13 protein-coding genes and 2 tRNA genes are annotated in these 13,154 nt (G+C 51.6%); 7 read left to right on the top strand and 8 right to left on the bottom strand.

Annotation, left to right across the window (positions count from 1 at the left end; all coding sequences use genetic code 11):
* Positions 1-17: 17 nt before the first annotated feature.
* Positions 18-1,493, bottom strand: coding sequence for a MocR-like pyridoxine biosynthesis transcription factor PdxR (pdxR, locus tag OGY08_RS16990; RefSeq protein WP_125363184.1), 1,476 nt, complete (start codon positions 1,491-1,493; stop codon positions 18-20).
* A 106-nt stretch (positions 1,494-1,599) separates the two neighbouring features.
* Between pdxR and puuE the strand changes: the two genes are divergently transcribed.
* The 6 genes from puuE to OGY08_RS16960 all read left to right on the top strand — a co-directional run bounded on the left by puuE (position 1,600) and on the right by OGY08_RS16960 (position 9,181).
* Positions 1,600-2,862 (top strand): 4-aminobutyrate transaminase, encoded by a 1,263-nt coding sequence (gene puuE, locus OGY08_RS16985; RefSeq protein WP_125363185.1) that lies wholly within the window; start codon positions 1,600-1,602, stop codon positions 2,860-2,862.
* A 213-nt stretch (positions 2,863-3,075) separates the two neighbouring features.
* Positions 3,076-5,208, top strand: a complete 2,133-nt coding sequence (locus tag OGY08_RS16980) for a TonB-dependent receptor (protein ID WP_125363186.1) — start codon at positions 3,076-3,078, stop codon at positions 5,206-5,208.
* A gap of 9 nt (positions 5,209-5,217) precedes the next feature.
* Complete coding sequence (locus OGY08_RS16975) at positions 5,218-6,228, top strand: ABC transporter substrate-binding protein (RefSeq protein WP_150388293.1); 1,011 nt, start codon at positions 5,218-5,220, stop codon at positions 6,226-6,228.
* Between the two features lie 157 nt (positions 6,229-6,385).
* Entirely contained in the window at positions 6,386-7,441 is a 1,056-nt protein-coding gene (locus OGY08_RS16970) for an ABC transporter substrate-binding protein (RefSeq protein ID WP_125363188.1), read from the top strand.
* Complete coding sequence (locus tag OGY08_RS16965; protein ID WP_208744350.1) at positions 7,428-8,432, top strand: FecCD family ABC transporter permease; 1,005 nt, start codon at positions 7,428-7,430, stop codon at positions 8,430-8,432. Before OGY08_RS16970 ends, OGY08_RS16965 begins: the two co-directional genes overlap by 14 nt.
* Positions 8,429-9,181 (top strand): ABC transporter ATP-binding protein, encoded by a 753-nt coding sequence (locus OGY08_RS16960; RefSeq protein WP_079933961.1) that lies wholly within the window; start codon positions 8,429-8,431, stop codon positions 9,179-9,181. The genes OGY08_RS16965 and OGY08_RS16960 overlap by 4 nt, the downstream gene beginning before the upstream one ends.
* Here OGY08_RS16960 and OGY08_RS16955 read toward each other — a convergent pair.
* The 7 genes from OGY08_RS16955 to OGY08_RS25235 form a co-directional block, all read right to left on the bottom strand.
* The gene (locus tag OGY08_RS16955) at positions 9,168-9,890 is read right to left on the bottom strand and encodes a substrate-binding domain-containing protein (protein WP_111465707.1); all 723 of its coding nucleotides are present in this window, start codon (positions 9,888-9,890) and stop codon (positions 9,168-9,170) included. The genes OGY08_RS16960 and OGY08_RS16955 overlap by 14 nt on opposite strands.
* 186 nt (positions 9,891-10,076) lie before the next feature.
* Positions 10,077-10,153 (bottom strand) — tRNA-Val (locus OGY08_RS16950).
* Between the two features lie 4 nt (positions 10,154-10,157).
* Positions 10,158-10,234 (bottom strand) — tRNA-Val (locus OGY08_RS16945).
* A gap of 199 nt (positions 10,235-10,433) precedes the next feature.
* Entirely contained in the window at positions 10,434-10,916 is a 483-nt protein-coding gene (locus OGY08_RS16940; RefSeq protein WP_125363190.1) for a glutathione peroxidase, read from the bottom strand.
* A gap of 168 nt (positions 10,917-11,084) precedes the next feature.
* Positions 11,085-11,633 (bottom strand): GNAT family N-acetyltransferase, encoded by a 549-nt coding sequence (locus tag OGY08_RS16935; RefSeq protein ID WP_125363191.1) that lies wholly within the window; start codon positions 11,631-11,633, stop codon positions 11,085-11,087.
* A 33-nt stretch (positions 11,634-11,666) separates the two neighbouring features.
* On the bottom strand, positions 11,667-11,999 hold the full coding sequence (locus tag OGY08_RS16930; RefSeq protein ID WP_063941528.1) for an EmrE family multidrug efflux SMR transporter: 333 nt from the start codon (positions 11,997-11,999) through the stop codon (positions 11,667-11,669).
* Positions 12,000-12,160: 161 nt separating this feature from the next.
* A complete protein-coding gene (locus OGY08_RS25235; protein WP_323848674.1) occupies positions 12,161-12,322 on the bottom strand; it encodes a GNAT family N-acetyltransferase in 162 nt (53 codons plus the stop codon).
* Between the two features lie 234 nt (positions 12,323-12,556).
* On the opposite strand from OGY08_RS25235, the gene OGY08_RS16925 reads away from it, so the two are divergent.
* The gene (locus tag OGY08_RS16925; RefSeq protein WP_032943278.1) at positions 12,557-13,147 is read left to right on the top strand and encodes a GNAT family N-acetyltransferase; all 591 of its coding nucleotides are present in this window, start codon (positions 12,557-12,559) and stop codon (positions 13,145-13,147) included.
* Positions 13,148-13,154: the final 7 nt, after the last annotated feature.

Raw genomic sequence — 13,154 nt, 5'->3', positions numbered from 1 at the left:
CCGTTATCCGGCAGTGCTTACACGGTGTTTACCCTGATAATATCCGCGAGTCGGGTAAACGCCGACGTCATTTCATTTTCTTCTATACTGGCAAATCCCAGCAACAGGCCGCTGCGTTTCTCTTCATTCACGTAGTAGCGTGACAGTGGGCGCACCAACAACCCTTGCGCATTCGCCTGTTGGGCAATGACTGCATCATCGCTCCCCGCGGGTAACTGTAAGATCATATGCAGCCCGGCGTTGCTGCTGAAAGAACCAAGAAAATGTTCACCAAGTTGGCGGCTGATAAGCTCTACCAGCATCTGGCGACGACGACTGTATAGCTGACGCATTTTCCGAATGTGTGCCGCGTAATAACCCTCGCGAATAAACTCCGCCAGTGCGGCCTGAATCAACAGATGCCCACCACGATAGAGGTCGTTATGAACCTTTTTCAGCGGAGCGGCTAACGATTTAGGTAGCACGACATACCCGAGTCGCAGTGCGGGATAGAGTGTCTTACTGAATGTCCCGATGTAAATGACCGGTGTCTCTTCTTCCAGCCCCTGCAAAGAGGGAATCGGCTGGCCGGAAAAGCGGAACTCACTGTCGTAATCATCTTCCACTATCCAACTTCGCGTTTCACGTGCGCGAAAGAGAAGTTGCCGGCGGCGGCTCAGACTCATTACCGAGCCGAGTGGGTATTGATGTGACGGTGTCACAAAAATAAGTTTTGGCGGTGTTTCACCTGCATCCGGCGGGACCATGCCTTGTTCATCAACCGGGATAGCCGAAAAATTAACGGCATTGATGCGCAGAATATTTTTGATTCCCCAGTAGCCCGGTTCCTCAATCCAGGCGTGATCGCCCGGGTTGCATAAAGTCCGGGTCACCAGATCCAGGGCCTGGTGAATACCTTCAGTAATCAGAATTTGCTCCGGTGAGCACCGTACGCCGCGAGCGGTGCGCAGATAGTCTGCCAGTGCTTCTTTTAGCTCATTCACGCCGCCTGTGGCATCGTAAGTGAGATACTCCGGGCGCAGTCGTCTTGCCAGCCTGTCCTGAATTTTCTTGAGCACCCGGTGCGGGAAATGCTCTACATCAGGTACGCCTGGAATAAATGCCCCCCACTGACGGGGACTGGCGCTGGCATGACCCAGCAGCTCAAGGCAGCGGTCGGATAAGCGGGTGTGATCTTCCAGAGCGGCAGCAACAGGCTCTTTGTCAGGACGCAGGTCGAGATTGTCCAGCACGCTGTCGGTCACAAATGTGCCGCTGCTGGTGCGCGCGGAAATATACCCTTCAGCTTGCAACTGTTCGTACACCCGCAGGACGGTATTGCGCGATAGCGTCAGCTCTCCTGCCAGGTCACGCGACGGAGGCATTCGGGTAGCCGGTTTCAGGCTACCTTCGAGGATGCAACTACAAATGGCGGCATACAGGCGGCGATGTAGTTTTTCGTCAGTCTGCTGATTAAATGCATGCTTGATCACATCTCCGGCAAGTGAACGCATTTGGATCCTTAAAATAAAACGATTTGGCTCTCGATTAAAGTACCAGACGGCGTCTAAATTTAAAGGGTAATTCAACCGAAATGTATTAATGGACAAGGTGTAGAGAATGAACAATAAAAACCTGCAACAACGTCGTCTGGATGCCACCCCGCGTGGCGTGGGTGTGATGTGTGATTTTTATGCCCAGTCGGCAGAAAACAGCACAATTACCGATATCGAAGGCAATCAGTACATCGATTTTGCCGCCGGGATTGCCGTGCTGAACACCGGACACCGCCATCCTCGCCTGGTGCAGGCAGTCGAAGCGCAACTTCAGGCTTTTACCCATACGGCTTATCAGATTGTCCCGTACGAAAGCTATGTGTCTTTGGCTGAGAAAATCAACGCCGTTGCGCCAATCGACGGCAAGCGTAAAACCACATTCTTCACTACCGGGGCTGAAGCGGTAGAAAACGCGGTGAAAATTGCGCGCGCGCATACCGGCCGTCCTGGCGTTATCGCATTTGGCGGTGGTTTTCATGGGCGTACTTACATGACGATGGCGTTAACCGGCAAGGTGGCACCCTATAAAAAAGGTTTCGGCCCGTTCCCAGGCTCTGTTTACCATGCGCCATATCCTTCTGAATTGCAGGGCATTTCCACGGCGGATTCCCTAAAAGCGATTGAGCGTCTGTTTAAAGCCGATATCGATCCAACCCAGGTTGCGGCGATTATTTTCGAACCCGTCCAGGGCGAAGGAGGCTTCGTGGTGGCACCGCCAGAATTTGTGGCTGCCATCCGCCGTATTTGCGACGAGAATGGCATCGTGATGATCGCTGATGAAGTACAAAGCGGGTTTGCCCGTACGGGTCAGCTGTTTGCGATGGATCATTACGCCGATAAAGCGGACCTGATGACCATGGCGAAAAGCCTTGCGGGCGGCATGCCGCTGTCAGGCGTCGTGGGCAAAGCCGAAATTATGGATGCGCCTGCGCCGGGTGGTCTGGGGGGAACCTACGCCGGAAACCCGCTGTCGATCGCAGCGGCCCATGCGGTGCTGGATATCATTCGTGATGAGCAGCTATGCCAGCGTGCGGCGGCTCTCGGCGAACAGCTGCGCGCCGCTCTGACAGACGCGCAAGCAGGGTGTCCTGAACTGGCCGAAGTGCGAGGTTTAGGCTCTATGATTGCTGCTGAATTCTGTGATGCAGCGACAGGAGAACCCAACGCTGCCGCCGCACAACGCGTGCAGAAGAAAGCCCTTGAGCAAGGATTGCTGCTACTGACCTGCGGTCAGTATGGCAACGTTATTCGTTTCCTTTACCCGCTGACAATTCCGCAGGATCAGTTCGCTAAAGCGCTCGATATTATCAAAGCAGCAACCAAGTAATTCGTTAGTTGTCATTTACCCAAAGCCGACGGTCGTCATCACCGTCGGCTTTTTTGTTGCCGTGGATTTACCAACCACATGCCGTTATATATTTACATATATATCGATTGGATCTATTCTATTCATCATACAAATATAATAACTGTACTCTTCAAGAGAAGGCGCTTGCGTTAGCGGCCTCCAGTCTTTCTATCTAACGAATTGAATTAACGAATGTTAAATAACAAATTTACCCCAGTGGCCTCTGGGTTGTTAACCTTTGCCTGTTTTTCCACCGCCGTCACGGCTCATGCTGAAGATACCGTCATCGTTTCGGCGCCAGCCACGTCACAATCCTCGTTATCGGAACATGAACCTCCGGCGAGCGAAAAAAAAGTCACGTTAGGTAGCCTCGGCGAGCGAGAGTTGATAGACGTTCCCTGGTCGGTGCAGACGTTGTCGAAAAAAGTGCTGGATCAGCAACAAGTCAAAGATGTGAAAGACGCCTATCGCTACCTACCGTCCGTTCAGGGTGACGGCGTCCGCCCACAAACCCGCGGCATGCAGGGGAGCGTGGTACAAAACCATATGATTGATGGCCTGAACGCCGTCTCCACGACGGAATATTCGACCGAACAGTTCCAGAACATTGAGGTGTTGAGCGGCATCGCTGGATCGCTGTATGGCCCTGCTAATCCAGCAGGGATGTTTAATTTGGTGTCTAAACGACCTGTCGATACACCGTTGCATCGCGTCACAGTAGGGCAAGGTACAGGGTCGGGAACGTTGGCATCGATGGATTTCAGCGGCCCAATCGATGCGGGAGACCGGGTGAAATATCGCCTCAACTTGCTGAACGATGAGGGCCATAGCTACACCACCGATAGTCATGTCCGTCGACAGTACGCTGGCTTGGGGCTGGACTTTCAACTGACAGATCAAACGGTGCTGGAGAGTAATTTCAGCTATTACCATTATTACGAAAAAGGCATGCCGGGTAGCTTTGCCCTGGCGAAAGGCGTTCACTTTCCCGCGGCATTTGATCCTACGGACAGTAAATATGGTCAATCTTATGCGGGTCATGATGACGAAACGACTACCGTCGATATGCATATTAAGCATGATTTTGACGGCAACTGGATGCTGGATCTGGGGGCGCTGCACCAGGTTGCAGACCGCGAGTCGACGGCCGTGACCAACACCCTGACGGATAACCGGGGCGATTACACCACTACAACCTCTAATTCGGCGGCCAGTCGGTTTACCATCAACAGTTATTTAGCGAACCTGACCGGTAGCATTGATACCGGCTGGCTGACGCAGGATATTGCTACCGGAATGCGTGGATTTGTGTGGAAAAACTATAATCCAAGAAACGGCGGCACTTTCACTCTGGGGCATTCTTCCCTCGATCAACATCCCGACTATCCACGACCACCGTATCCAGATTTTAACGATCGCTATCATTCAGCGACCACCACTCAACATGCATTTTTGCTCAGCGATACGCTGCATTTTTCCCCGCAGTGGAGTTTGCTGCTTTCCGGCAGTGAGAACCTGTTTACCGTCAGTAACTACAACAAAGCTGGACATGAAAGCAGCCATCAGCAGGACAATGGCATGAGCGGTTCTACCAGCCTGATGTATAAACCGGTGGAGAACGTCACGCTGTATACCACCTGGGCGGACAGTTTGCAGCAGGGCGATACCGCGCCCGCCGGGGCGCGCAATGCCGGGCAGGTGTTAGATCCCTACCGTAGCCATCAACTGGAGGTGGGCGCAAAATATGCGCCAGTAAAAGATCTGCTGCTTACCGCTGCGCTTTTTGAAGCCAAACGCCCCTTTGCCTATACCAACGACAATGGCGATTTTGCTCAGGATGGTACGCAGAAAAACCGTGGGCTGGAACTGATGGCTGATGGGCATATCACCCGTAATTTGCGCGTGTTAGGCGGCGGAGCTTGGCTTGATCCAACGCTTCATAATACCGCGGCCAGCAATGCGGATGGTAAGCAAGTTGTTGGTTTGCCGCGCTTCGCCTCGAATATCCTCGCAATCTACACCATCGAACGGGTTCCGGGACTGGATGTCGATACGAACGTGCATTACGTCGGACGTCGGGCTACCGATAATGCCAACGACAGCTGGGTCGGGAGTTACACCACGGTGGACATCGGTACGCGTTATGCCACCAGACTGTGGAACACACCAACCACTTTCCGGTTTGATATCACCAATCTCACCGACCGTCACTATTGGACCAATATTGTTCCGGGCGCATTGACTGGTTACACGGGCGCAGGGGCTGCCAGCGCTCAACTTGGCGCACCGCGCCAGGCTCAGTTTTCTGTTCAGGTTGATTTTTAGGGGTTGCTTATGAAAACGTGCCACACATGGCTGCTTTGTGTGTGGCTGGCGTTTCCTGCCCTGGCAACACGCCAGGTTGTGGATGATGCTGGTCACACAGTTACCGTTCCCGCGCATGTTGAACGTATCGCGGATGGCTGGTTTGCCCATCATTCGGTGCTGATGACGCTGGGTGCTGGTCGTAACATTGTTGCGACGGTCAACCATGAGGAAAACCAGCCATGGATGTTCAAAATCAATCCTTCTCTGAGACAAGCCTTACAGATACGAGGAACATCATTTAATAGTGAGGATTTGCTGGCCCGGCACGTCGACGTCGTGTTTGTGGCAAAAGGAAAAGGGGATGCTCAAAGCTACAGTCAGGCGGGTATTCCGGCCCTTGAAATGGCATTTACTGACTATGCTTCGATGGAAAAATCGGTCACTACGACCGCAGAGGTTCTGGGTACCGAGCAGGCTCGCGTCCGGGCAACGGCTTACAATCAGTATCTCAACCGTGTACTCGCGGATGTGCAGGTTAAAACTGCGGAGCTGGCGGAAAATCAGCGCCCTCGGGTACTTCATATTCAATCGCTAAATCCGCTTAAAGTCGACGGCAGGAACACGTTGATCGATACCTGGATTACGCTGGCGGGTGGACGGAATGCGGCAGGTGAAGTTGACGGCAACATGAAAGAGGTGTCGCCCGAGAGGGTGCTCTACTGGCAACCGCAGGTCATTATTCTCGGTGCGGGGTGTGGTGATATCGCCAGTTCGCCATACGCAGCATTGTTCAAAGAACTTAACGCAGTGAAACAGGGTAACGTCTGGCGCAATCCGGCGGGCGTGTTCCCCTGGGATCGCTACGGCACTGAAAGCGCGTTGCAGCTACAGTGGGCTGCATCGAAACTGCATCCGGCATTGTTTAGCGGCCTTGATATGGTCAGCGTAACGCGAGATTTTTATCGCCAGTTCTTCGATTATTCGCTCACTCAGGAGCAGGCGATGCGAGTTTTAAACGCGTTACCCCCACAGGAGTAGCGCTCACGTATAAAGACAGGCGTGATTAGGATTGCACGCCATTTTTACCCCTCTGAAATGTGGGGTTTGGTGCGCTCATGATGAAAATGGTTTGCCAGGCCTCTCGTTATATAATTTAATGCATATCGTTTTTACTCCTCTATTCAGATGGTATCCCATGTTAACTTTCCGCTCTTTTGTGCTGGTTTGCGCCAGCATGTTGTTTGCGTTTTCTGCTCAGGCCGACCGAACGATCACCGATCAGCTTGGTCGACAGGTCACGATTCCTGACCACGTGGACAAAGTGGTCGTGCTGCAACACCAGACGTTGAATATTCTGGTCCAGCTCAATGCCCTGCAGGACATTGTTGGTGTGATGTCGAGCTGGAAAAAGCAGCTCGGGCCTGAATTTGCGCGCTTTATGCCGACGATTACTACATTGCCGACGCCAGGCGATCTCACCAGCGTGAACATCGAAAGCCTGTTGGCGATTCATCCGCAGGTGGTTTTTGTCGCCAACTATGCGCCCGCGGAAATGATCCAGCAGATTCAGAACGCCGGTATTCCGGTCGTGGCTATCTCATTACGCAAGGATGCCACCGGGCAACAGAATAAAATGAACCCGACCATGGCCGATGAAGAGCAGGTCTACAACGAAGGGTTGAAGCAGGGTATTCGCCTGATTGCGGAAGTGGTTGGGCGCAAACCGCAGGCCGAAACGTTAATCGACTACGTTTTTGCCGCGCGGGCAAAATTCAATGCGCCGGTTGCAAAAATCCCGGATGCACAAAAAGTCCGTATTTATATGGCTAACCCCGATCTGATGACTTACGGCTCCGGGAAGTACACGGGACTGATGATGCAGCACGCGGGGGGATTAAATGTGGCGGCTGCCAGTGTGAAAGGTGCCCGTCAGGTTGCGCTGGAGCAGGTATTAGCGTGGAACCCGCAGGTGATTTTTGTCCAGGATCGCTATCCGCAGGTGGTAACTGAGATCCAAAACGATCCGAACTGGCAGGGGATTGATGCGGTGAAAAATCATCGCGTCTGGTTGATGCCTGAATATGCCAAAGCCTGGGGCTATCCGATGCCGGAAGCGTTGGCGATCGGTGAACTTTGGATGGCCAAAAAACTGTATCCGGATGCCTATAAAAACGTAGACGTTGATGCGCAGGCCCAGGACTACTATCAACGTTTTTATCGTGTGAACTGGCAGCCTGATGCAGCTAAGTAACCGTATTTTGCCCCAGCAACCGCTCTTAATCGTTGTGGTCCTGTTGCTGGGCGTCAGTTCGCTATGCCTCGGACAGTATCCTCTGTCGTTAAGCGAGGTGTTTTACCACCTGACGCACTATAGCGACGCTGAGGGAATAGGCAGCCAGGTTATCTGGACGGTCAGGCTACCGCGTATTCTGATGGCACTGCTGGCGGGGGGCGCGCTTGGGTTATGCGGCGCGACGCTGCAAGGGGTATTTCATAACCCTCTGGTCGACCCGCATATTATCGGCGTGACGTCGGGGGCGGCCTTTGGTGGAACACTGGCCATCCTGCTCGGTCTTTCGCCCTGGCTGATGATGGGATCAACGTTTTTCTTTGGTCTGACAGCGTTGATCCTGGTGTATGCCATTGCTGCGTTACAGGGGCTGGAGAATACGCTGGTATTGATCCTGTCGGGTATCATTTTGAGCGGTTTTTTTGCCGCGCTGGTGAGCCTGATCCAGTATCAGGCTGATACCGAAGAGACGTTACCTAATATTGTGTTCTGGCTACTGGGCAGCTTCGCGACGGCCAACTGGCATAAAGTGCTGCTGTTGGCGGTCCCGGTCGGTATCGCCGCGACGATTTTGTACCAGCTACGCTGGCGGATAAACCTGTTGTCGCTCAATGACAAAGATGCCAGAGCACTGGGTGTGGCGGTGGTTCCTCTGCGACGCAGCGTTTTGGTGTGCTGCGCATTTTTGGTCGCTGCTCAGGTGGCGGTCAGCGGCAGTATTGCCTGGGTTGGATTAGTGATTCCGCATCTGGCGCGTTTGCTGGTGGGGGTTGATCATCGTCGTTTACTACCGTGCGCCTTCTGGTTGGGGGGCGGATTTATGATTGTGGTGGACGATATTGCTCGCACCCTGATGCACGCGGAGATACCGTTGGGGATTATTACCGCATTGTTCGGTGCGCCGTTGTTTGCTTTCTTACTCATTCGTACCAGTCGTCGGGAGAAATCATGATACCTGCCGCACTGCGTGTAAATCAGCTTACTTATGGGTATCGTACGCCGCTATTTGAGCCGCTAACGTTCTGTTGCCAGAAAGGTGAGATCTGGGCCGTGCTGGGACGCAACGGCCTGGGTAAAAGTACACTGCTCGATACGCTAACCGGCACGCTGCCTGCTTTAGGCGGGAATATTGAAAATAACGGTGGGATAGGGATTGTGGCACAGCATAGCCATCTGCCGTTTCCGTACACGGTCAGCGACGTGGTGCTGATGGGGCGAGCACAGCACGTGAAGTTGTTTGCGCAACCCAGTCCGCAGGATCAAAAAAGAGCAATGCAGGCGTTAGAGCAGTTGAATATCGCGCATCTCGCCTCCAGCTCATTTGGCTCACTTTCCGGCGGGCAGCAACAGTTGGTGATGATTGCCCGGGCTTTGGTGACGGAGTGTCAAACGCTGTTACTGGATGAACCGTGTTCCGCGCTGGATCTCGCCAATCAGCAGGTGGTGCTCCAGCTCATCAGCGATCTGGCCCATCAACAGGGATGCAGTATTCTCTTTTCGACTCACGATCCGCTTCATGCGTTACAGGTTGCTTCCCATACTTTGCTGCTACTCCCTGAAGGAAAATGGCGGGCAGGGCCCACGAACAGCATTGTGACGGAGGAGAATTTATTCCTGGCCTATGGCTTAACGCTGAGAAAACTCAACGTGGAGAACTACCAGACGCCGTTTATCGCACCGTTGTTTTCTATTCGTCGTTAAGCGTTAAGAATCCTGCGGCGCTAAGAAATTCCTGCCCGCCGCGGGAGAGTATGAAATCAACCAGCGCCATGACTTCATTGGATGCATCAAGCACCGCCAGTTGGTATTCGCAGCGAATATTGTGCTCATCGGGAATAGCCACGTAATGTACGTCGGGCATCGCGCGCAGCGCGTGTGCGTAATGCGCGTAACCGATAAACAGATCGGCCAGTCCCTGGCGCAGGATCCAGGCGCTCGCCAGTTCTCCTTGCGGGATTTTTACCGTATCACGACCACCAACCAGCGGGATTGCCCGCGTCCGAAGCTGTTGCCCGAGTCCTGCTTCCAGTACATCCATATTGTCAAAAAATGCCCAGGTATAGTCTCCGGAAGGGTCGCAGCCGGGCGTTGATGTACCTGGTCGCAGCGTTGGGTCGCGGAGTAAATCCAGCCAGACACCGGTTCGGTTGCTGACAAGGCTCAGTTTGTTCCAGCAAAAAGTGTGCGTAGAGACGGCTATATTACGTGCTAACAGGTTTTGCGGATGTTCCCTGTTGGCCGAGGCAAAGAGCGCACACGGTTCTCCCGCCTCAATACGCTCACGCAATAAACCGGCCGGACCATATTCAACCTTAACGTCTATTCCACTCATGCGCGTGAACTGGCTTATCAGTGGCGTAAATGCAGGGCGCAAACTGCCTGCGGCTAACAGGAAGATGGAAGAGGGCATGGTATCCGATCTCTGGCGAATGACATTATGCGAAGAAGATGAATGATACGCGTTGAGCATGGAATTTAGAATGATTTAGCGCAGTGCTATTGAATCATCATGGGAAATGATAAAACTGACGGATACAAACTGAAGATAAAAAGATAGTTTTGAAGTGAAATAGCACCAAATCAAAGGGATATGATTTGGTGCGTCCGAGTGGACTCGAACCACCGACCCCCACCATGTCAAGGTGGTGCTCTAACCAACTGAGCTACGGACGCAAAATGGTGCGTTCAATTGGACTCGAACCAACGACCCCCACCATGTCAAGGTGGTGCTCTAACCAACTGAGCTATGAACGCAACGTTGTAGGTGACAACGGGGACGAATATTAGCGGCACAGACCGAATGAGGCAAGAGGGAAATAGCATTTTTCTTCCTGATCTCACGCGATTGCAGAGTAATTAAGCAAGTTGATTATATTTTGTTGATTTTGCAGCGTGTTTTTTATTCAGACAGCGAACTGGGGCATACCAGGGGCGGTTTGAATTACAGAGGTGCTCAGACTTTAAGCGCTGTAAGGATAGTGGTTTCTATTTTCTCTGGGGTAGTGAAGGGGGCAAATCGCTTGAGCGGCTTGCCGTCACGCCCGATCAGGAACTTAGTAAAATTCCACTTGATCCGCCCACCCAGCACGCCGGGTAATTCGTCTTTCAGGTAACGAAATACCGGGTGCGTAGCGGCACCGTTGACTTCCACTTTCTCAAACATCGGGAAGCTCACACCGTAGTTGATGTGACAGGTTTGCGCGATTTCGTCGGCTCCACCGGGCTCCTGGTTACCGAACTGGTTGCAGGGAAAACCAAGCACCACCAGACCCTGCGCGGCGTACTTCTTGTAGAGCGCTTCGAGGCCTGCATATTGTGGAGTGAAACCACAATGGCTGGCGGTATTAACCACCAGAACCAGTTTGCCAGCGTAGTCAGTCATACAGATGGGCTGGCCATGCAAACTGGTGGCAGTCAGTTGATGAAAGGGGGCCATGCCAGAATCCTCAAATAAGATAGCATTACTCATGTTGCCCGCGAGTGACAGGCTTCGCTGCGTATCTATTTATTATGATCGCAACTGCAGGATTAATAAACTTGCCATTGGTGCAGGGCAAAAATAGAAATTCTCTGCGGTTCGGTTATGGACATTCCATAATTTATATTAACCAACCTGACGAGCGTTCCATTCGTCGCGCGTGATTTCCCAAAGTTCAGAATCCAGCAAACCGCTGACATACTCTTTCTTTTCCGTCTTGATAAGCCGCATGCCGCTTCTGTCTGAAATACGTTTGGAACGGATATTGAGAGAGGCTTTCGGCGCACGCAATACCGTCTTATTTAACGTATTAAACCAGTAATCCGTAGCGACATTACTGGCCTCACGCATAAAACCCTGCCCCTGATATTCTGGAGCTAACCAAAATCCACGGTTATTATCCTCAACGTCATAAAGGCAAATTAAACCTATGAGAGCGTCAGGGGCCTCACGGAGTCTGATAGTCCAGATCCACGCAATCCCTTTATCCATATCAGGCAGGGCAACGTTATTGACGTAATTCTCCGCACCGTTATCAGGATAGGGCCAGGGTACTGAGGAGACCATATAGCGAACTATCTCCCAGCGGGGATAAAGCACCTGAATCTGCGCGGCATCTTCGGCTTCTAATGGTTTTAACAGCAAGCGTTCCGTATGGAGTATTGGTATTTTCATATGCACTTTTCCTACTCGATCAAGATAAGAGGATCAATGTGGGGAGGATTTTGAAAAAATATTAATAACCAGAACCCCAGCACAAATAAGAAGCATACCTGCGATCGCCGGAAAATCTAGCTTTTGCCCACTTACCAACCAGCCCAAAAGACTGATTAATACGATTCCAGCACCTGACCAAATTGCGTACGCAATACCCGTTGGAATGGTCGACAGAGTTTGGGAGAGAAGATAAAAGGCTGTGCAGTAGCACACAATAGTTGCTACAGATGGCCATAGGCGTGTGAATCCGTCAGAGAACTTCATCAGGGTTGTACCTATGACTTCAGCTACGATGGCCCCGGCAAGGAAAATGTATGAATTCAAAATCTGACCCCATATGACAATTTAAAGCAAATATCGTATCACAAAGGGGTGGGTGAGTTTGGACACAGGAGTTATCCGCCCAAGACCTCGAAGCTGCCGTACTGAACTCATAGCGATTAGATTTCCGTTGGTGAGTTCTCCTGCCAAGAGCAAAAGAAAACTCAGGCTGATAATGCGATGGACATATCCATACAACGCAGATCTGTTTGGGCAAGTCTTGATGGGGATATCGTTTCCTTGATAAACATAAAACCATGCTTTTCGTAGAAAGTTTGCGCGTTTGGTGTTGAGGTCAAGGTTAACTGTTTCAGCCCTCTTTTAATCGCCTCATTACATTTATAGATTTATCATGAAACGGTTTCGTTTCAACATCGTTGTTTAACAAAAGAGGGAAGTCCATTACTGGCACGGAGTTGACAAGTTACCATTATGAGCAGTGAGCAGATAATCGACTCTTGATGAGTCGATTATTCAATGCAAACGGGGCATAGTAATTCATTCAGTACAGGATTATGCAGCTTAATCAATCGACACAAAATAATTGTGAGGTCACAAATATGACGCCTACATTGCAAGGATCTCTTGTCACGCTCCGTCCTCTGCTTGAGACAGATGCTCAGCTATTGATTGATGCGGCTGCGGATGGGGAACTCTGGTCCCTGCCATTTACGGTGGTTCCGTCTGCTGACACCGCAGATTCGTACATTCAGAAAGCCCTCAAGGGGCAGATCGAAGGCACAGTCATGCCGTTTGCTGTAACGCTTTCGTCCGATCAACGTGTCATTGGATCAACACGTTTCTGGAAGATTGATAGAGAAAACCGAAAGCTCGAAATTGGTCATACCTGGTATTCACAAAGCTGGCAAAAAACAGCTGCAAATACCGAGAGTAAACTGTTATTGCTGCGGTACGCCTTTGAGCAACTGAAGTGTGTTCGTGTTCAGTTTACGACTGATGTATTGAATGAGCGCTCGCAGGCTGCCATTCTCCGTATTGGTGCGATCCAGGAAAGCATCATCAGAAATGAACGAATTATGCCTGATGGTCGAAAACGTACTTCCATACGGTACAGCATAATTGATGATGAGTGGCCGCAGGTTCGGACCAACCTTGAGCACCGCCTTTCCAGCTACAGGAAAGAGAAATAACTCGAGG

This window comes from Citrobacter sp. Cpo069 (assembly GCF_030332785.1).
Classification (GTDB): domain Bacteria; phylum Pseudomonadota; class Gammaproteobacteria; order Enterobacterales; family Enterobacteriaceae; genus Citrobacter; species Citrobacter portucalensis.
The sequence above is the reverse complement of the archived record's forward strand: the minus strand, read 5'-3'. Positions and strand labels throughout refer to the sequence as shown.